Genomic DNA, 17,406 nt, shown 5'->3' with positions numbered 1-17,406 from the left:
GAGGCTAGACTTTGGTCCGCGTCTCAACGGGCTGGCGCTTGGGCGGGGCGACGTCCCGCAAGCCTTCGACCATGGCGAACAGCTGTTGCCGCACGCCGAACTCGTCGCCGGCCAGGGCGGCGGCTTCCAGCTTGGCCAGGGCGGCGGGCGTGATCGGGGCCAGGGGCCGCAGCGGCGTGGCCTCGGTGACGCCCGGGGCCTTGGGGCGGGCGGTCTCGTTGACGTCGACCAGGGCCTCGGTGAGCTTCTCGCCGGGACGCAGGCCGGTGATGCGGATTTCGATGTCGCGGTCGGGGACCAGGCCCTGCAGCTCGATCATCCGCCGGGCCAGGTCGATGATCTTGACCGGCTCGCCCATCTCCAGGGTCAGCACCCCGACCGGCGGTTCGGGATCGACGGCCGACAGGGCCGCCGCCCGCAGCACCAGCTGTACGGCCTCGGGGATGGTCATGAAATAGCGCTCGACCTGGGCGTCGGTCAGGGTGACCGGGCCGCCGCGGGCGATCTGATGCTGGAAGATCGGCACCACCGAACCGGCCGAACCCAGTACGTTGCCGAACCGCACGACGTTGACCCGGGTTGAACCGCCGCCGCCGAACTGGCGGACCACGGCCTCGGCCACCCGCTTGGTCGCGCCCATCACGCTGGCCGGGGCCACGGCCTTGTCGGTGGAGATCAGCACCAGGTGCGCCGCGCCGCAGGCCTTGGCGGCGGCGGCGACGTTGCGGCTGCCCAGAACGTTGGTGCGCACGCCCTCGCAGGGGTGGTTCTCGACCAGGGTGACGTGCTTGAGGGCGGCGGCGTGGAAGACAATCTCGGGCTTCTCGGCGGCGAACACCAGGTGCAGGCGGGCGGCGTCGCGCACGTCGCACAGCACGTCGCGGCGGGCCAGCGACGGCCAGGCCTCGCCCAGCTCGCGATCGATGTGGAAGAGGTTGGCCTCGGCGGCGTCCAGCAGGGTCAGCTGGGCCGGGCCGCTGGCGGCGATCTGCCGGGCCAGTTCCGAGCCGATGCTGCCGCCGGCCCCGGTGACCAGCACCCGCCGCCCGGCGACCAGGGCGCGGACGGGCTCGGGGTCCAGCCGCACCGGGGCGCGGCTGAGCAGTTCTTCCAGGCTGATCTCGCGCAGGTGCGAGCCGCCGCCTCCGCCCGCGTTCATGTCGACTAGGCCCTGGCGGCGCAGCAGGCGCACGCCCTCGGTCTTCAGCCGACCCAGGCGTTCGGCCCCGAAGGCGCTGAGCGGGCCGTCGGTGAGGAACAGCAGGGCGGCCGGCTGCAGGCCGCCGTCGCGCAGCTGGGTCATGACGGCGTCGAAGTCGCCGATCGCGCCCAGCACGCAGACCCCGCCCAACTCGTCGCCGGTCTCGCGGGCCCGCGGGGTCAGCACCCCGACCGGGGCGTAGCGCTCGCCCAGGGCGGCGGGGGCGCGCAGGAAGGCCTCGGCCTCGTTGGCCGCGCCGACGATCAGCAGACGCGGCAGGGCCGGCGAGGCGGGCGCGGGGCGCAGCCGCAGCAGAGAATCGACCAGCATCCTCTCGTGCAGGGCGCGACGGACGATGCGCAGGCCGGCCAGCAGGGCGGTGAGGATCATGAAGGCGGCGGCCAGGGTCCGCAGGCCGCCGGGCTGGCGCACGCCGGCCAGATAGGCCAGCAGGGCGAAGGTCAGGGTGGTCAGCAGGGCCGACCGCGCCAGGCGCAGACCATCGCTGGCCGCGAAGAACCGCCAGGGCGAGCGCTCGACCTGGAACAGGATCTCGACCACGAGGGCGCAGCCGGCGAACAACGCGGCGAGGAGCAGGGCCGAAGGGACGAAGGGCGCGACGCCGGCGCTCAGAAGTTGGGCCAGGAGCAGGCCCATGAAGGCCAGCGCCATGTGCGCCCCGACTTTGACCGCTCGACCCATAGACGCACTCCCGCCGCGACCGCCGTGAAGCGGTCCGAGGTGGACTTAGCACGCTCGCCGCGCGCCGTCGCCGGTTGAGGGGCGATGGCGCGCGTTCCGTGGCGATGGAGCATCCAACTCAAGCCGCTGGACCGCCAACAGGTTTTGACCCTTGGCGGCCGCGGGACGGTTATGCCACCGGCGGCCCAAAGGGCGTTGCTAGGCTCTTCTTTGCAGGCAATCAGCGCGAAGGTCCGGGCCGGCTCGGTGGGTACCGACTAGGCGCACCCATCCCTCCGCGTCCTTATGGTCCTTCCCTCTAAGCTCGCGCCAGCGGCAGCAAGCTCACCACGTCCCCCACGCCCGCCGCCGCCGCGCCGGCCGGCCGGACCACCAGGCAGTCGGCGCGCGAGAACACGCCGATCAGCGAGGAGTCCTGGTCGGGGAAGGGGGTGACCATCACCCGGCCCAGGGCGTCGACCGCACGGGCGGCGCGCAGCCAGTGTTCGCGGGGGCCGTTGGCGGGCAGGGGCTGGGCCAGGACGCCGGCGGTGATCGGCAGGGCTGGATCGGCGCCGGACAGGGCGGCCAGCAGGGGGCGCAGGAACAGCTCGGCGCAGACCAGGGCCGAGGCCGGGTTGCCGGGCAGACCCAGCACGCGGCGCCCATCCTTTAAGGAGGCGTCTCCCAGGGTCCCGAACCAGGTCGGCTTGCCGGGCCGCACGGCGATGGTTTCGACCCGCAGGGCCAGGCCCAGGGTTTCCAGGGCCGGCTTGACCAGGTCGTGGTCGCCGACCGAGGCCCCGCCGACCGTGACGATCAGGTCGGCCTGGGCGTCCTTCACGGCGGCGGCGATGGCCGCCAGGTCGTCGGCCTGGGCCTTCAGTCGCACGGCCTCGCCGCCCCAGGCCCGGACCAGGGCCGCCAGGGCGAACGAGCCGGACTCGAAGATCTGGTCGGGCGCCGGGACATGGCCGGGCGGCACCAGTTCGTCGCCGGTGGCCAGGATGGCGACGCGGGGGCGGCGCGCGACGTCCAGGTTGGGCCAGCCGGCGGCCGCGGCCAGGGCCAGGGTCCAGGCGTCGATGCGGGTCCCCGCCGTCAGCAGGACGTCGCCGACGCGGAAGTCGCCGCCAGCCAGGCGGATGTTGCCGGGCGGCGGATCGCGGTCGATCTGGAAGCCGACGACGTCGCCGTCGCGCGCGGCGTTCTCCTGGATGACCACCAGATCGGCGCCGGGCGGCACGGGGGCGCCGGTGAAGATCCGCACCGCCTGGCCGGCCTCGACGGGGCGGGCGTGGGCGCGGCCAGCCGCGCTTTCGCCGGCGACCTTGAAGCGGGCCCCGGGCGTCAGGTCGGCGCGGCGGATGGCCCAGCCGTCCATGGCCGAGGCGTCGAACGGCGGCTGGTCGCGATCGGCGACGACGGGGGCGGCCAGCACGCGGCCGACGCTCTTGGCCAGTTCGACCTCCTCGACGCCGAGCGGCGCGGCGTCGGCCAGCATCCGGGCGCGGGCCTCGGCGACGGTGAGGTTCTTGAGTTGGGGCGGTGGCGTCACGTGCTGCTCATCCCATCAAACCTTGTCATCCCGGAAAGCGCGTAGCGCTTATCCGGGACCGCCGGAAGCGCATGCGCTCAGGCGTCGGTCCCGGATCTTCGCTGCGCTTCGTCCGGGATGACAAGTCGAGGGTGCGCTATGCGGACCGGAAGCTACCCCACGAACGCCCGCTCGATCACGAAGTCGCCCGGTTCGGCGTTGGAGCCTTCCTTCAGCCCGTGGGCTTCCAGCAGGGCGGCGGTGTCCTTGATCATCGCCATCGAGCCGCAGAGCATGGCGCGGTCGTGTTCGGGGTCGAATTTCACGCCGTCGATCTCGAGGTCGCGGAACAGCTGGCCGCTCTCGATCAGGTCGGTGAACCGGCCCTGGCGCTCGAACGGCTCGCGGGTGACGGTGGGATAATAGACCAGCTGGGCCTTGGCCTCGTCGCCGACCAGCGGGTCGTCGTGGATCTCCGAGGTGAACAGGTCGCGATAGGCCAGTTCCTGCACCTCGCGCACGCCGTGGGCGACGATCACCCGCTCGAAGCGGCTGTAGGCGTCGGGGTCGCGGGCCACGGCCAGCCAGGGGGCCAGGCCCGTGCCGGTGCCGAACAGGAACAGGCGCTTGCCCGGGCGCACGGCGTCCAGCACCAGGGTGCCGGTCGGCTTCTTGCCCAGCAGCACCGGATCGCCGGGCTGGATCTGTTGCAGGCGCGAGGTCAGGGGGCCGTCGGGCACCTTGATCGAGAAGAATTCCAGCTCTTCGGCGAAGCTGGGCGAACCGATCGAATAGGCGCGGAGGATCGGCTTCTTCTCGCCCAGTTCCTCGCGCGGCGGCAAGCCGATCATCACGAACTCGCCCGAGCGGAAACGGAAGCTGGCGGGGCGGGTGATGGCGAAGCTGAACAGGCGGTCCGTCCAGTGCTTGACCCACAGCACGGTCTCGGTGTGCTGAGCGGCTTCCTTCACGGGCGCGATGGTCGTCTCTATGGCCGTCATGCTTTGCGTCTTCTTAAGTCCTTGCCGCGTCCGTCCCAGAAGAGAACAGGCGCGCGCGATTTCAAAGGGCGTCGCCACGGCCCTGAAGCGACGTTCGTCTCATGTGAGCAGAGCCGGCCCGATGTCAACTTTCGTGGTCTGAAAGCGCGTTGAGAAAATCTTCCCCAAAACGGTCAAAAAACGCGGCGCCTGTTTTTTGAACCGTGTCAAAATTGTGATTGCCGCCTCCCGAAACCGGGCGCACTCTTCCCATCGCTTCGTTTGTCCAGTGGACGCGAAGCCAACGATACGGAGGAACGTATGCGGGTAAGGTTCGTAAAGGCCGCCGCGGCGGCCAGTCTGTTAGCGTTAAGCGTAGCTGCCTGCGGGCAGGAAACGGGACCAGCGTCTCAAAAGGCCCAGTCGGTGTCTCTGGAAGGCAAGGCGGTCACCGCCTCGGGCTGTGTTCGACCGGTGGAATCGACGTCGTGCATCGTGGTTCGCGGCCCAGGCGGCGGCTATTACGACATCTCCGGAGCTTCGCCGGCCCCCGATCCCAGCAAGGGCGTGGCGGTTTCGCTGCGAGGCCGGGACAACGGCAAGAACACCGAGTGCGGGCGCCAGCTCGACGACGTGAAGTGGTCCTATCTCAACATCCAGTGCGCGGCGCTGACGACCGCGCCAGCGGCGACGCCGGAAAAGGCCGGCTGACCGTCTCAGGGCTCGCTGGAGCCCGGATCGGTCCGGGTCTTTGGCGAGCCTGAGCTATCCTCGGCGCCCTCCTTTTTTTGGGGGAGGCTGAGTCGTGGACGCGAACCTTGCCGCTGGATGGCCGGCCCTGGGTCGGGCCTGGCGGCGTCGGCATGGCATGGTTCCTCCGGGCGGGGTGGCTGGGCGTCCAGCCCTGGCCCGTCGCTCGCGCGCCTGAACCTTATGACCCTGAACCTTACGTAAAGCGTCCGCTGGACACGCCCCCGGACACGCCCATCGGACGGAACGGTCGTAGAACCCGCGCCAACCCAGCATTGGGCCGCTTGCCGGGCTCGAACGACCCTGCTAAACGACGCGGCTCTGGCGATGAGACCAACGCGCTGGCGGGCCGCAAAGGCCTACCGGCGCGCTGTTCATTGTCAGAAAGCCAAGATTCCCCCTAAAGGGATCGCGGTTCCGCAGGAGTGTAGCTCAGCTGGTAGAGCATCGGTCTCCAAAACCGAGGGTCGTGGGTTCGAGTCCCTCCACTCCTGCCACTATATGTCATCGGTCGGCCCGGCTTCTCGGGCTGCCCCACCGAAAGTCGCGAGCCTCTTAAGTCATGGCCAGGAAACCGGGTTCGAGCCCGTCAGCGATCAAGAGCCGCGCCGCCAAGACGGCGGCGGCGCTCGCGCCCGCGGGTCAGGCGTCCAGCGCCCTGGCCAAGGCTCCGGCCGCGCCGAAGAAGCCTATCAATCCTTTGCAGTTCGCCCGTGAAGTGCGCGCCGAAGCCCGCAAGATCACCTGGACCACCCGCAAGGAGACCTGGATCACCTCGGTGATGGTCTTCATCATGGTGGTGATCACGGCGCTGTTCTTCACCTTCGCCGACTGGCTGCTGGGCATGGGCGCAAACCTGCTCCTCAAGTTCGCCGCGGGAAATTAAGCACCATGAGCACCGAAACCGCGTCCAACCCGAACCACAAGTGGTACATCGTCCACGCCTACTCGAACTTCGAGAAGAAGGTGGCCGAGAGCATCCGCGAACAGGCCAAGAGCCACGGCCTGGAAGACAGCTTCTCCGAAATCCTGGTGCCCACCGAGGACGTCGTCGAGATCCGTCGTGGCCGCAAGGTCAACGCCGAGCGCAAGTTCTTCCCCGGCTACGTGCTGGTGAAGATGAATCTGACGGACGAAGCCTACCACCTGATCAAGAACACCCCGAAGGTCACCGGCTTCCTGGGCAGCGCGTCCAAGCCGCAGCCGGTGTCGGAAAAGGAAGTCCAGCGCATCGTCGGCGCGATCGAGGAAGGCGTCGAGCGTCCCAAGACGGTCGTGCTGTTCGAGATCGGCGAGAACGTCCGCGTCACCGACGGTCCGTTCGCCAGCTTCAACGGCTCGGTCGAGCAGGTCGACGAAGAGCGGGCCCGCCTGCGCGTCACCGTCTCGATCTTCGGCCGCGCCACCCCGGTGGAACTGGAATACAGCCAGGTCGAGAAGATCGCCTAAGGGCGGCTTTCCTTCCGAAGCTTCGAAAACCCCGCGTCGGCAACGGCGCGGGGTTTTTGCTGTCTGGAACGGTTGGGACATGGGGACAGGCACATGTGCCTGTCCCCGACACTAGCCGACTACTCGGCGTTGACGTGCGGCCTACAATATAGCTATATGGCAATATAGCCATGAGGCGATGTTCATGCCCTCCGTTCAGCCCCAGCAACTCGACCGCGTCTTCGCCGCCCTGGCCGATCCGACCCGGCGGGCGATCCTGGCGCGGCTGTCGCTGGGCGAGGCGACGGTGAACGACCTGGTCGAGCCCTTCGCCCTGGCCCAGCCCACCATCTCCAAGCACCTGAAGGTGCTGGAAGGGGCGGGCCTGGTGTCGCGCGGACGCAGCGCCCAGTTCCGCCCCGTGCGCCTGGAGGCCGCGCCCCTGGAGGACGTGGCCCAATGGGTCGGCGGCTATCGGCGGTTCTGGGCGGAGAGCCACGACCGCCTCGACGCCTATGTGAAAACCCTGCAAGCCGAGGAGACCTCGCATGACGCCCCCCACGACGCCCCCCACGACGCCCCCCACGACGAATGAACCGCAAGCCGCCCGCCAGATCATCATCACCCGCCAGTTCGACGCCCCGGCCCGCCTCCTGTTCCTGGCCCACAGCAAGCCCGAGCACGTCATGAAGTGGTTCGGTCCGGTGGGCTGGCCGCTGACGACCTGCGACATGGATTTCCGGGTCGGCGGCCGGTACCACTTCGCCATGACCGGCCCCGACGGCGAGCCGGGCCCGCCGTTCGGCGGCGAATATCTCGAGATCGAGCCGGACCGGCGGATCGTCTACAGCAACGGCTTCAAGAAGCCTGGTTCGCCGCGTTTCGTGGTCGAGATCACCTTCGAGGAGGTCGGCGGCAAGACGACCTTGACGTCGGTCTCCACCTTCGACTCCGTGGCGGTGCGCGACGAATACGCCGCGATGGGCTTCAAGGAAGGCACGGAGTCGGGCCTGGACCAACTGGCCGATGTGGTCGCGGCGCTGAAGGCGCGGGCGGCCTGAGGCGCCAAAGCGTGCTGTCATCCCGGATCGGCGCGCTGCGCGCTTGTCCGGGATGACAACGTTGGTGGAGTTCACAGCCCCTCGAACCCCACGCCCGGCCGGGCCTCGACGTCGCGCGCCGTGACGCTCTCGCCGCATTCCGAACACACCTGCACCGGCTGGAAGTCGCAGCCGCAGCCCTTGTGGCGGCGCACCACGGGCGGCCCCGCCTGGCCGGCATAGTGGTCGTCGCCGAACCGGGCGATGGCCAGGATCACCGGATGCAGCTCCATCCCCTTGGCGGTCAGCCGGTACTCGTGGCGCAGCGGGTTGTGCTGATAGGCCTCGCGGCGCAGCACGCCTTCCTCGACCAGCACCCGCAGGCGGTCGGTGACGATGGTGCGCGAGATGCCCAGGCGCGCCTGGAAGGTCTCGAACCGCCGCACGCCCAGGAAGCAGTCGCGCAGGATCATCAGCGTCCAGCGATCGCCGATCACCGCCAGGGACCGGGCGATCGAGCACGGCTGGTCGGCCAGGGCGTCCCACTTCATGTCGCGTCTCGTATCGCCATGCCGTCAGACTGCCATTGACTCGGTACAGATTCAATACGAACGATGGGCGAAACAAACGGAGGAGACGCGACATGGCCGCCAAACCTGATTCCAAGGGCGTCTGCCTGGTGGTCGGCGCGGGCGACGGCGTCGGCGGGGCGATCGCCCGGGCCTTCGCCGCCAAGGGCCTGGAGGTCTGCGTCACCCGCCGGCCGCGCCATCTCGATCAACTGGAGGCCCTGGCCGAGCAGATCCGCGCCGCGGGCGGCCGGGCCCGCGCCTATGGCGTCGACGCCCGCCAGGAGGCCGACATGGTGGCGCTGTTCGAGACCATCGAGCGCGAGGTCGGGCCGCTGGAGGTGGTGGTCTTCAACATCGGGGCCAATGTGCGCTTCGGGATCGCCGAGACCACGGCCCAGGTGTTCAGCAAGGTCTGGGAGATGGCCTGTTTCGCCGGCTTCCTGACCGGGCGCGAGGCGGCCAAGGCCATGGTCCCGCGCGGCCGGGGCTCGATCCTGTTCACCGGGGCCAGCGCCAGTCTGCGCGGCAAGGAGGGCTTCGCCGCCTTCGCCTCGGCCAAGGCCGGCCTGCGGGCCGTGGCCCAGAGCCTGGCGCGGGAGCTGGGCCCCAAGGGCGTGCACGTGGCCCACGTGGTGGTCGACGGGTCGATCGACGGTGTCTTTACCCGGTCCAACCGCGACGACGTCGAGGGGCTTCTGGCCCGCGACGAGATCCTCAAGCCCGACGAAATCGCCGCGAACTTCGTCTGGCTGCACGAGCAGGGGCGGTCGGCCTGGACCCACGAACTGGACCTGCGGCCCTGGGCCGAGACCTGGTGAGGGCGCGACATGACCAACTCCAAGACGCCCAACCCCAAGATCATTGAGTTCATCTTCGATTTCGGCAGTCCCAACGCCTATCTGGCCTGGAAGGTGCTGCCGGCCATCGCCGCACGGACCGGCGCGACGGTCGTCCTGCTGCCCTGCCTGCTGGGCGGAATCTTCAAGCTGACCGGCAACCAGGCCCCGATGGTCGCGTTCGGCGGGATCAAGGGCAAGATGGCCTACGAGATGCTCGAGACCCGGCGGTTCATCGAGGTCCACGGCCTGACCGCCTTCCGGTTCAACCCGCATTTTCCCGTCAACACCCTGCTGCTGATGCGCGGCATGGTCGCGGCCCAGCGGGCCGGGGCGGGCGAGCCCTATCTGGACGCCATGCTGCGCGGCATGTGGGAGGAGGGGCTGAAGCTGGACGACCCGGCCGTGTTCACCGCCGCCCTCGACGCGGCCGGCCTCGACGGAGCGGCCCTGCTGGCGGCCACCGGCGACCCGGAGGTCAAGGCCCAGCTGATGGCCAATACCGAAGCCGCCGTCGCCCGCGGCGTGTTCGGCATCCCGACTTTCTTCGTCGGCGACGAGATGTTCTTCGGCAAGGAGCGCCTGGGCCAGGTGGAGGCGCTGCTGGGGTCGTGACTTCCAGCGCCCGCGCCGTGGCTGATTGACGGGCGATAGCCACTACTATTGTTTTCTCGGGCAGGCGGTCCGCATACGGAAGAGAGCGCCGCGACGAGGAAGACGCGCGATGGCCGAGGCTCCCGACGGCACCGAACTGGCGGCCATGATCCGGCGTGGCGACCTGACGGCGATCGAGGCGATCGACGCCGCCATCGCCCGGATCGAGGTCCTGCAGCCCAAGCTGAACTTCCTGGTCGCCGAAACCTACGAGCGGGCGCGCGACCGGGCCAAGGCGGGCGGGCTGAGCGGGCCGTTCGCCGGGGTGCCCTATCTGATCAAGGACATGTTCGACGTCGTTGGCTCGACCACCCGCTACGGCTCGCGCTTCAGCGCCGCCCTGCCGCCGGCCGGGGCGCAGGGACCGATGATCGACGCCCTGGAGCGCGCGGGGCTGGTGCTGATCGGACGCTCGGCCCTGGGCGAGTTCGGCTTCCTGCCGACCACCGAGCCCCTGGCCTTCGGCCCGACGCGCAGTCCCTGGAACCCGGAGCGCACGCCGGGCGGCTCGTCCGGCGGCGCCGCGGCGGCCGTGTCCTCGGGCGCCGTGCCCATGGCCGACGCGGCCGACGGCGGCGGTTCGATCCGCATTCCGGCCTCGGCCTGCGGTCTCTTCGGCCTGAAGCCGTCGCGCGGCCGGATGGTCGGCGACCAGATGCCGGCCGCCGGTTTCGACGTGACGGTGCAGCACGGCCTGACGCGCACCGTGCGCGACTCGGCGACCCTGTTCGCGGCCACGGAACGTCAGGGCGAGAGCGCGGTCTTCGCGCCGGTCGGCGTGGTGACCACCGCCAACCTCCGTCGACTGCGGGTGGGGCTCGTTCCCCATGGCCTGAACGGACGGGCGGCGGATCCCCAGGTCCAGACCGGAGTCGATGCGACGGTCCGCCTGTTGGCCGGCCTGGGCCACGCGGTGCGACCGACCGACTGGCCGATCGACGGGCGCGAGCAGGGCGCCGATTTCATGACGCTGTGGACCAACGCGGCCTTCGACGTCACGCGGCTGATCCGCCAGATGACCGGACAGCCCCCCGACGCGCGCCAACTGGAACCTTTCACCCTGGCGATGGCGGAGATGGCGGCCGCCGCCCCGGAGGGCGCTCTGGACGCCGCCCGGACGCGCCTGCGCGCCGTGGCGGCCGCCTACGACCGGTGGTTCGCCGATTTCGACGTCATCCTGTCGCCGGTGCTGACCACCCCGCCGATACCGATCGGCCAGATCGCCGGCGATGTGCCGTTCGGGACCATGTTCGAGCGACTGGGGCGCTTCAGCAATTACACCACCCTGCACAACATCGCCGGCGCCCCGGCCATGAGCGTCCCGCTGCACTGGACCGACGACGGCCTGCCGGTCGGCCTGCAGTTCGCCGCGCGGGCGGGCGACGAGCGGACCCTGTTCGAACTGGCTTTCGAACTGGAGGCGGCCCAGCCCTGGGCCCACCGACGGCCGGCGGTGTGGGCGGACTGACCCTCATGGCCGACGACCTCATCATCCGCCCGATCGCCCAGGGCGACCACGACCGGTGGCTACCGCTGTGGGACGGCTACAACGCCTTCTACGGCCGGACCGGCGACACCGCCCTGGATCCGGCGGTCACGGTCATGACCTGGAGCCGGTTCTTCGACGCCCACGAGCCCGTCCACGCCCTGGTCGCCGAGCGCGGCGGCCGGCTGCTGGGCCTGACCCACTACCTGTTCCACCGCAGCACCACGGCGATCGCGCCCATCTGCTACCTGCAGGACCTGTTCACCATCGCAGAGGCGCGGGGGCATGGCGTGGGGCGGGCGCTGATTGAAGGGGTGTACGGCGCGGCGCGAACGGCGGGCGCGCCCCGGGTCTATTGGCAGACGCACGAGACCAACGCGACGGCGATGCGGCTGTACGACCAGGTGGCCGAGAAGTCGGGGTTTCTGGTTTACCGGAAGCTGCTCTGAGCCTCGGGCGGAAGGGCTCACTTCGCTCGCAGTCCGGTCATCATCACATCCAGCAGCCGCCGGGCGCTGTGCTCCCAGCCGGGCTGCTCGTAGCCTTGGCTGATGCCGCTCATCATCCGCAGGACGTCTTCGAAGCCGATGTCGGGCCGGATGTCGTTGGCGTCGCGGGCCGCTTCGGTAAGGCGTTCCAGGGTCGGCAGGATGGTCGCGCCCGAGCTGGCGTAGAGTTTCGAGCCTTCGCCGGGATCGGCGCGCAAGGCGGGAGCCACGACCCGCTTGGTGGCCATGTAGTCGATCAGCAGGTTCAGCCAAACCTCCAGCGCTTCGCCGGCGGAGCGCTCGACCAGCAGGGCGTCGGCCGAGGCGGCGAGTTGCTCGATCTCCCGCGCGTAGACGGCGGCGATCAGGGCCTCCCGCGTCGGAAAGTGCCGATAGAGCGTGCCAATGCCGACGCCGGCCCGCCTTGCGATCTCTTCCAGTGGAGCCTCGGCCCCTAGCTGGGTGAAGGCCGTCTTGGCCGCGGTCAGCAGGAGGTCGCGGTTTCGCAGGCTGTCGGCGCGGGGCTTGCGGGGTTTGAGTGCGGAATCTTCGGGCATCGGCCTTGAAAAACGGAGGGCTCCTCCGAATATGTATCCGGAGCCTTCCTCCATTTAAACCCGCGGCGGGGCTCGGACAACAACCCTGAAAGGGAATCGAGAGTCATGAGCGAGCAATTCGGCGCCAAATCCACCACCGACGACGTCCTGGCCGGCGTCGATCTATCGGGCAAGCGAGTCCTGGTCACGGGCGTCTCGGCCGGCCTGGGCGTGGAGACCGCCCGTGTCCTGGCCGCCCACGGCGCGGACGTCGTCGGCGCGGCCCGCGACCTGGCCAAGGCCGAGGGTGCGACCGCCGTCGTCCGCGAAGCCGCCGCCAAGAGCGGTGGTTCGCTGGCGCTGGTCGAGCTGGACCTGGCGAACCTGAAGAGCGTGCGCGCCTGCGCCGACGCCCTGGTCGCCGATGGCCGGACCTTCGACATCGTCATCGCCAACGCCGGGGTGATGGCCCCGCCGTTCGGCAAGACCGCCGACGGCTTCGAAACCCAGTTCGGGACCAACCACCTGGGCCATTTCGTGCTGATCAACCGCATCGCCAGCCTGCTGAAGGCGGGTTCGCGGGTGGTGTCTCTGGCCTCGTCGGGCCATCGCTTCTCGGACGTGAACCTCGAGGATCCGAACTTCGAGGCCACCGAGTACGTGCCGTTCGAGGCCTATGGCCGCTCCAAGACCGCCAACATCCTGTTCGCCGTCGAGTTCGACCGCCGCCACGAGGAACGCGGCGTGCGGGCCATAGCGGTCCATCCGGGCGGCATCCAGACCGAACTGGCCCGGCACCTGGACCCGGCCTTCATCCAGCAGTGGATCGACCAGCTGAACGCCCAGGCCGCCGCCGCCGGCCAGCCGCCCATCGAGTGGAAGACCATTCCGCAGGGCGCGGCCACCAGCGTCTGGGCCGGGGTCGTGGCGCCGGTCGAAGAGGTCGCCGGCCGCTATAGCGAGGACTGCCACGTGGCCGAGCTGGTCGACGACGCCTCGCAGATCCGCGCTGGCGTGCGGTCCTACGCCCTCGATCCCGCCCAAGCCCAGGCGCTGTGGGCGCTGAGCGAGCGGATGGTCGGCGAGACGTTCTAGGATTTATCGACATCCAGCGCGGTGCTTGGTCCTTGTCTTTCGACGAGTTTAGAATGAGGACCACAGTGCAGGCCTGAGCGGTAGAAAGCCTCATCCTGAGCTGGTCGAAGGATGAGGCTTTTGCTTCCGTAGAGCGAATGTCGATCCGTTTTGAGCTGTGATTGCCCCCCCTCTACCCTAGGCGGCTCTGCAAGACTGCTCATGGGGAGTTTTCAGCAAATCTAGTCACCGCATTCGCACATATAGATTCGGCGAATCGATAAAACCCTGATATTTGGATCAAATCATGAACATTCCTGTGGTGGTGCGATCATGTCGCGTCAGGTTGATAGTTGGATAGAGGGCGATTTCAACGGCTACGACTACGGGGCCATTTTTCGCTTGGACAACGGGCTGGTGCTTCAGCAAGCGAGCGCCGCCTACGTTTACGTGTATGCTTATAGGCCTAGGGCAACCGTTTATTGGAATGGGCAACAGCTTATGTTGCAAGTCCAAGGTATGCCGTCCGGTGTGCCTATTATACAAGTAGATACCTTGGATGAGGGCGTCATTGTGTCTGACTTCAAGGGATTTCAAGGTCAAAGTCTGTTTCAATTCCAAAATGGGCACGTGTGGCAGCAAGCTGAATATAAATACAGCTATCAGTATGCCTATCGACCAGAAGCGATCGTGATTGACGGTGTGGATGGGCCGCAATTACAGGTCGAAGGCATGGACGAGCCCGTCCGTGTTCGCCGAGTTCGATAAGATCGATATGCGATGCTAAGGGGTATGCTGGCGGTACGCGCTGTTCGCTGGACTCACCCGCCGCCGCCTGCTACATGCCGCGCCTTCGCCCCAGGACCCTGTCCCGGGGCGTGCTCGTCGTTATCGGCGAACCCAAATCCGTGGGAGGGCCGCCAGCCCGCACCACGGCCACACAGCGAAGGCCGCTAAACCCGGCTTTCTTGAGAGGATACAATGGCTAAGAAGATCCTGGGCTATATCAAGCTCCAGGTGAAGGCCGGCTCCGCCACGCCTTCACCGCCCATCGGCCCCGCACTGGGCCAGCGCGGCGTCAACATCATGGGCTTCTGCAAGGAGTTCAACGCGCGCACCGAGAACGTCGAAAAGGGCACCCCCCTGCCGACCGTGATCACCGTGTACCAAGACAAGTCGTTCACCTTCGTCACCAAGACTCCGCCGGCGACGCACTATCTGAAGCAGATCACCGGCCTGAAGTCCGGCGCCAAGCTGACCGGTCGCGAGACCGTCGGCGAAGTGACCCGCACCCAGCTGCGCGAGATCGCCGAAAAGAAGATGAAGGACCTGAACGCCAACGATCTCGAGGCCGCGGCCAAGATCATCGAAGGCTCCGCCAAGGCCATGGGCCTGAAGATCGTGGAGGCCTAAGACCATGGCCAAGCAACCCAAGCGCATCCAGGCCTGGACCGGCGACCGTGAGTCCGCTCACGCCGTCTCCGAAGCCATCGCCCTGGTCAAGGCCAACGCCAAGGCCAAGTTCGACGAATCGGTCGAGATCTCGATCAACCTCGGCGTCGACCCGCGCCACGCCGACCAACAGGTCCGCGGCGTCGTCAACCTGCCGTCGGGCACCGGCCGCGACGTCCGCGTCGCCGTCTTCGCCAAGGACGCCAAGGCCGCCGAAGCCACCGCGGCCGGCGCCGAACACGTCGGCGCGGAAGATCTGTACGAAAAGATCGCCGGCGGCTTCATGGACTTCGATCGCGTCATCGCGACCCCGGACATGATGGCCCTGGTCGGTCGCCTCGGTAAGGTGCTGGGCCCGCGCGGCCTGATGCCGAACCCGAAGGTCGGCACCGTGACCCCGAACGTCGGCCAAGCCGTGAAGGACGCCAAGGGCGGCGCCGTCGAGTTCCGCGTCGAGAAGGCGGGCATCGTCCACGCCGGCATCGGCAAGATCTCGTTCACCGACGAAGCCCTGCTGCTGAACGTCAAGGCCATCGTCGACGCGCTGGTCAAGGCCAAGCCGACCGGCGCCAAGGGCATCTATGTGAAGCGTATCGGCCTGTCCTCGACGATGGGTCCGGGCTTCAAGATCGACGTGGCCTCGATCAACGCCTAAGGCGTTTTTCGACCCAGGATCACGGAACGGGCGCTGGAGCGATCCAGCGCCCGTTTTCGTGTCTGGGGCGCGGGTTTGGCGGAGCGGCTAGCCGATGTTATGTTTTGGCTAGACGGAGACTATCCATGGCCTTTCACATCCGTGACCCCGAAACCGACGCGCTAGTGCGCGAACTGGCTGAGAAGGCCCATGTCGGCATCACCGAGGCGGTGAAGCTGGCGGCCGCCGAGGCGCTGGCGACGCGCGAGAAGGCGCGAGCCGAGAAGCTGGCCGCTCTCAAGGCAATTCGTGACGAGGTCGCGTCTTGGCCGCGCACGGGCCTCAAGGCGGACAAGGCGTTCTTCGACGAACTGTCCGGCGATTGATGTTCGTCGACGCCTCGGCCTGGGCGGCCATCATCCTGAGCGAACCCGAGGTCGATGCGTTCGAGGCGAAGGTGTTCAATGCGGGTTTCGTTCTGACGTCCGCCCTGGCGACCTGGGAAACCGTACGGGCCGTCATGCGTGTTTCGCTTCAATCCCAAGCCAAGGTTCAGATGATCGTCGCCGGCTATCAGCGAGGCGTCGGCGCTCGTCTCGTGCCGATCGGCGAAGCCGAACAGGAGCAGGCGCTCCTCGCCCACGCCCGCTTCGGCAAGGGCGTGCATCCCGCTCGCCTCAACATGGGCGATTGCTTCGCTTATGCCTGCGCGCGAACGAATGGCGTGCCGTTGCTCTACAAGGGCGATGACTTTCCTTTGACCGACATCGAGGTCGCGTGACCCCTCTCCAAGCCCCAGACGTCGCCGTGATCGGCGGCGGGCCGGCCGGCCTGATGGCGGCCGAGGTGCTGAGCGCGGCGGGGCTGTCGGTGGCGGTGTACGAACGCATGCCGACCCTGGGGCGCAAGTTCCTGATGGCCGGGCGCGGCGGGTTGAATCTCACCCATTCGGAAGACTTCGAACAGTTCGCCGGACGCTACGGCGCGGCGGGCGAGCGGTTGCGGCCGATGCTGGAGGCCTTCGCCCCCGCCGATCTCGTGGCCTGGGCGGAAGGGCTGGGGCAGGCGACCTTCGTCGGCTCCAGCGGCCGGGTGTTTCCCAAGGCGTTGAAGGCCTCGCCGCTGCTGCGGGCCTGGATCGCGCGGCTGGAGGGGCAGGGGGTGGCGCTGAACACCCGGACCGCCTGGATGGGATGGAACGCGGCGGGCGACCTGACCTTCGACACGGCCGAGGGGCCGCTGACCGTGCGGCCGCGCGCCACGATCCTGGCCCTGGGCGGCGCCAGCTGGGCGCGGCTCGGCTCGGACGGGGCCTGGGCGCCGCTGCTGGCGGCGCGAGGCGCGGCGGTGGCGCCGTTCCGCCCGGCCAATGTCGGCTTTGGCGTGGCGTGGAGCGCGGTGTTCCGCGAGCGCTTCGCCGGCGCGCCGCTGAAGAACATTTCCGTGAACTTCGAGGGCGCGGCCTCGCGCGGCGACGCCCTGGTGGCGGGCTACGGCCTGGAGGGCGGGGCGGTCTACGCCCTGTCGGCGGCGTTGCGCGACGCGGTCGAGGCGCGGGGCGCGGCGAGGTTGATGGTCGACCTGCGGCCCGACCTGTCCGTCGCCCAACTGACCGCCAGGCTGAGCCGGCCGCGCGGTGGGCAGTCGCTGTCGAGCTGGCTGCGCAAGGCCGCCCACCTGTCGCCGGTCGAGATCGGCCTGCTGCGCGAGGCCCACGGCGTGGCCTTGCCGGTCGCGCCCGACGTCCTGGCGGCGGCGATCAAGGCCGCGCCGATCGCGCTGACCGGCGTCCAGGGACTGGAGCGGGCGATCTCGTCGGCCGGCGGCCTGGGCTTCGCGGCGCTGGACGGGCTGGAGCTGAAGGCGGCGCCCGGGGTGTTCGTGGCCGGCGAGATGCTGGACTGGGAGGCCCCGACCGGCGGCTACCTGCTGCAGGCCTGTTTCGCGACGGGCGTGGCGGCGGCGCGGGCGGTGATGGAGCGGTTGACTCTTTAAATCCGCTCATCCCGGCGAACGCCGGGACCCAGATGGAATGGCGGTGTGGTTGACGCCACAAG

General features: G+C 68.7%; 21 protein-coding genes and 1 tRNA gene. 17 read left to right on the top strand and 5 right to left on the bottom strand.

What is annotated here, in order from left to right; all coding sequences use genetic code 11:
- Positions 1 to 4: 4 nt before the first annotated feature.
- The 3 genes from ASD79_RS25420 to ASD79_RS09225 form a co-directional block, all read right to left on the bottom strand.
- Positions 5 to 1,903 carry a nucleoside-diphosphate sugar epimerase/dehydratase gene (locus tag ASD79_RS25420; protein WP_056720828.1) on the bottom strand — a complete coding sequence of 633 codons (1,899 nt, stop codon included), beginning with the start codon at positions 1,901 to 1,903 and terminating at the stop codon, positions 5 to 7.
- A gap of 298 nt (positions 1,904 to 2,201) precedes the next feature.
- Entirely contained in the window at positions 2,202 to 3,440 is a 1,239-nt protein-coding gene (gene glp / locus ASD79_RS09230; RefSeq protein ID WP_082584862.1) for a gephyrin-like molybdotransferase Glp, read from the bottom strand.
- A gap of 152 nt (positions 3,441 to 3,592) precedes the next feature.
- Positions 3,593 to 4,420, bottom strand: a complete 828-nt coding sequence (locus tag ASD79_RS09225) for a ferredoxin--NADP reductase (protein WP_007661511.1) — start codon at positions 4,418 to 4,420, stop codon at positions 3,593 to 3,595.
- A gap of 405 nt (positions 4,421 to 4,825) precedes the next feature.
- Between ASD79_RS09225 and ASD79_RS09220 the strand changes: the two genes are divergently transcribed.
- From ASD79_RS09220 to ASD79_RS09195, 6 genes are all read left to right on the top strand, one after another.
- Entirely contained in the window at positions 4,826 to 5,110 is a 285-nt protein-coding gene (locus ASD79_RS09220; protein WP_235524382.1) for a hypothetical protein, read from the top strand.
- Positions 5,111 to 5,570: 460 nt separating this feature from the next.
- Positions 5,571 to 5,646 (top strand) — tRNA-Trp (locus ASD79_RS09215).
- A 65-nt stretch (positions 5,647 to 5,711) separates the two neighbouring features.
- Positions 5,712 to 6,035, top strand: coding sequence for a preprotein translocase subunit SecE (gene secE / locus ASD79_RS09210; RefSeq protein ID WP_007661515.1), 324 nt, complete (start codon positions 5,712 to 5,714; stop codon positions 6,033 to 6,035).
- A gap of 5 nt (positions 6,036 to 6,040) precedes the next feature.
- Positions 6,041 to 6,598 (top strand): transcription termination/antitermination protein NusG, encoded by a 558-nt coding sequence (gene nusG / locus ASD79_RS09205; RefSeq protein ID WP_056720822.1) that lies wholly within the window; start codon positions 6,041 to 6,043, stop codon positions 6,596 to 6,598.
- 184 nt (positions 6,599 to 6,782) lie between these two features.
- Positions 6,783 to 7,172 (top strand): helix-turn-helix transcriptional regulator, encoded by a 390-nt coding sequence (locus ASD79_RS09200; protein ID WP_056721640.1) that lies wholly within the window; start codon positions 6,783 to 6,785, stop codon positions 7,170 to 7,172.
- Positions 7,126 to 7,638 (top strand): SRPBCC domain-containing protein, encoded by a 513-nt coding sequence (locus tag ASD79_RS09195; RefSeq protein ID WP_056720821.1) that lies wholly within the window; start codon positions 7,126 to 7,128, stop codon positions 7,636 to 7,638. The genes ASD79_RS09200 and ASD79_RS09195 overlap by 47 nt, the downstream gene beginning before the upstream one ends.
- Positions 7,639 to 7,709: 71 nt before the next feature.
- On the opposite strand, the gene ASD79_RS09190 is transcribed toward ASD79_RS09195, so the two are convergent.
- A complete protein-coding gene (locus tag ASD79_RS09190) occupies positions 7,710 to 8,168 on the bottom strand; it encodes a helix-turn-helix domain-containing protein (RefSeq protein WP_056720813.1) in 459 nt (152 codons plus the stop codon).
- Positions 8,169 to 8,260: 92 nt separating this feature from the next.
- Between ASD79_RS09190 and ASD79_RS09185 the strand changes: the two genes are divergently transcribed.
- From ASD79_RS09185 to ASD79_RS09170, 4 genes are all read left to right on the top strand, one after another.
- The gene (locus tag ASD79_RS09185; RefSeq protein WP_056720811.1) at positions 8,261 to 9,007 is read left to right on the top strand and encodes an SDR family NAD(P)-dependent oxidoreductase; all 747 of its coding nucleotides are present in this window, start codon (positions 8,261 to 8,263) and stop codon (positions 9,005 to 9,007) included.
- A 9-nt stretch (positions 9,008 to 9,016) separates the two neighbouring features.
- Positions 9,017 to 9,640, top strand: a complete 624-nt coding sequence (locus ASD79_RS09180) for a 2-hydroxychromene-2-carboxylate isomerase (RefSeq protein ID WP_056720810.1) — start codon at positions 9,017 to 9,019, stop codon at positions 9,638 to 9,640.
- A 109-nt stretch (positions 9,641 to 9,749) separates the two neighbouring features.
- Positions 9,750 to 11,147: an amidase gene (locus tag ASD79_RS09175; protein ID WP_056720809.1), complete on the top strand. Its 1,398-nt coding sequence runs from the start codon at positions 9,750 to 9,752 to the stop codon at positions 11,145 to 11,147.
- A 5-nt stretch (positions 11,148 to 11,152) separates the two neighbouring features.
- Complete coding sequence (locus ASD79_RS09170; RefSeq protein ID WP_056721638.1) at positions 11,153 to 11,614, top strand: GNAT family N-acetyltransferase; 462 nt, start codon at positions 11,153 to 11,155, stop codon at positions 11,612 to 11,614.
- A gap of 17 nt (positions 11,615 to 11,631) precedes the next feature.
- Here the strand turns inward: ASD79_RS09170 and ASD79_RS09165 are convergent, their stop codons facing one another.
- Positions 11,632 to 12,210, bottom strand: coding sequence for a TetR/AcrR family transcriptional regulator (locus tag ASD79_RS09165; RefSeq protein ID WP_056720802.1), 579 nt, complete (start codon positions 12,208 to 12,210; stop codon positions 11,632 to 11,634).
- A gap of 105 nt (positions 12,211 to 12,315) precedes the next feature.
- On the opposite strand from ASD79_RS09165, the gene ASD79_RS09160 reads away from it, so the two are divergent.
- From ASD79_RS09160 to ASD79_RS09130, 7 genes are all read left to right on the top strand, one after another.
- Complete coding sequence (locus tag ASD79_RS09160) at positions 12,316 to 13,284, top strand: SDR family NAD(P)-dependent oxidoreductase (RefSeq protein ID WP_056720800.1); 969 nt, start codon at positions 12,316 to 12,318, stop codon at positions 13,282 to 13,284.
- A gap of 312 nt (positions 13,285 to 13,596) precedes the next feature.
- Positions 13,597 to 14,031: a hypothetical protein gene (locus tag ASD79_RS09155; protein WP_056720798.1), complete on the top strand. Its 435-nt coding sequence runs from the start codon at positions 13,597 to 13,599 to the stop codon at positions 14,029 to 14,031.
- A gap of 213 nt (positions 14,032 to 14,244) precedes the next feature.
- On the top strand, positions 14,245 to 14,676 hold the full coding sequence (rplK, locus tag ASD79_RS09150; RefSeq protein ID WP_007661528.1) for a 50S ribosomal protein L11: 432 nt from the start codon (positions 14,245 to 14,247) through the stop codon (positions 14,674 to 14,676).
- A 4-nt stretch (positions 14,677 to 14,680) separates the two neighbouring features.
- Positions 14,681 to 15,370 (top strand): 50S ribosomal protein L1, encoded by a 690-nt coding sequence (rplA, locus tag ASD79_RS09145; protein WP_056720796.1) that lies wholly within the window; start codon positions 14,681 to 14,683, stop codon positions 15,368 to 15,370.
- Between the two features lie 125 nt (positions 15,371 to 15,495).
- A complete protein-coding gene (locus tag ASD79_RS09140; RefSeq protein WP_056720794.1) occupies positions 15,496 to 15,735 on the top strand; it encodes a type II toxin-antitoxin system VapB family antitoxin in 240 nt (79 codons plus the stop codon).
- Positions 15,735 to 16,130, top strand: coding sequence for a type II toxin-antitoxin system VapC family toxin (locus ASD79_RS09135; protein WP_056720792.1), 396 nt, complete (start codon positions 15,735 to 15,737; stop codon positions 16,128 to 16,130). Before ASD79_RS09140 ends, ASD79_RS09135 begins: the two co-directional genes overlap by 1 nt.
- Positions 16,127 to 17,344, top strand: coding sequence for a TIGR03862 family flavoprotein (locus tag ASD79_RS09130; RefSeq protein ID WP_056720790.1), 1,218 nt, complete (start codon positions 16,127 to 16,129; stop codon positions 17,342 to 17,344). The genes ASD79_RS09135 and ASD79_RS09130 overlap by 4 nt, the downstream gene beginning before the upstream one ends.
- Positions 17,345 to 17,406 lie beyond the last annotated feature (62 nt).

The organism is Caulobacter sp. Root655, from assembly GCF_001427665.1.
In the GTDB taxonomy this organism is placed as follows: domain Bacteria; phylum Pseudomonadota; class Alphaproteobacteria; order Caulobacterales; family Caulobacteraceae; genus Caulobacter.
Note: the sequence above shows the minus strand (reverse complement) of the source record. Positions and strands in the feature narration are given on the sequence as shown.

Coding starts and splice junctions, on each gene's coding strand:
- nusG (WP_056720822.1), top strand. CDS start 6,041: ATGAGCACCGAAACCGCGTCCAACCCGAACCACAAGTGGTACATCGTC.
- ASD79_RS09185 (WP_056720811.1), top strand. CDS start 8,261: ATGGCCGCCAAACCTGATTCCAAGGGCGTCTGCCTGGTGGTCGGCGCG.
- rplA (WP_056720796.1), top strand. CDS start 14,681: ATGGCCAAGCAACCCAAGCGCATCCAGGCCTGGACCGGCGACCGTGAG.
- ASD79_RS09160 (WP_056720800.1), top strand. CDS start 12,316: ATGAGCGAGCAATTCGGCGCCAAATCCACCACCGACGACGTCCTGGCC.
- ASD79_RS09175 (WP_056720809.1), top strand. CDS start 9,750: ATGGCCGAGGCTCCCGACGGCACCGAACTGGCGGCCATGATCCGGCGT.
- ASD79_RS09135 (WP_056720792.1), top strand. CDS start 15,735: ATGTTCGTCGACGCCTCGGCCTGGGCGGCCATCATCCTGAGCGAACCC.
- secE (WP_007661515.1), top strand. CDS start 5,712: ATGGCCAGGAAACCGGGTTCGAGCCCGTCAGCGATCAAGAGCCGCGCC.
- ASD79_RS25420 (WP_056720828.1), bottom strand. CDS start 1,903: ATGGGTCGAGCGGTCAAAGTCGGGGCGCACATGGCGCTGGCCTTCATG.
- ASD79_RS09190 (WP_056720813.1), bottom strand. CDS start 8,168: ATGAAGTGGGACGCCCTGGCCGACCAGCCGTGCTCGATCGCCCGGTCC.
- ASD79_RS09155 (WP_056720798.1), top strand. CDS start 13,597: ATGTCGCGTCAGGTTGATAGTTGGATAGAGGGCGATTTCAACGGCTAC.
- ASD79_RS09200 (WP_056721640.1), top strand. CDS start 6,783: ATGCCCTCCGTTCAGCCCCAGCAACTCGACCGCGTCTTCGCCGCCCTG.
- rplK (WP_007661528.1), top strand. CDS start 14,245: ATGGCTAAGAAGATCCTGGGCTATATCAAGCTCCAGGTGAAGGCCGGC.
- ASD79_RS09225 (WP_007661511.1), bottom strand. CDS start 4,420: ATGACGGCCATAGAGACGACCATCGCGCCCGTGAAGGAAGCCGCTCAG.
- ASD79_RS09170 (WP_056721638.1), top strand. CDS start 11,153: ATGGCCGACGACCTCATCATCCGCCCGATCGCCCAGGGCGACCACGAC.
- ASD79_RS09180 (WP_056720810.1), top strand. CDS start 9,017: ATGACCAACTCCAAGACGCCCAACCCCAAGATCATTGAGTTCATCTTC.
- ASD79_RS09140 (WP_056720794.1), top strand. CDS start 15,496: ATGGCCTTTCACATCCGTGACCCCGAAACCGACGCGCTAGTGCGCGAA.
- ASD79_RS09165 (WP_056720802.1), bottom strand. CDS start 12,210: ATGCCCGAAGATTCCGCACTCAAACCCCGCAAGCCCCGCGCCGACAGC.
- ASD79_RS09195 (WP_056720821.1), top strand. CDS start 7,126: ATGACGCCCCCCACGACGCCCCCCACGACGCCCCCCACGACGAATGAA.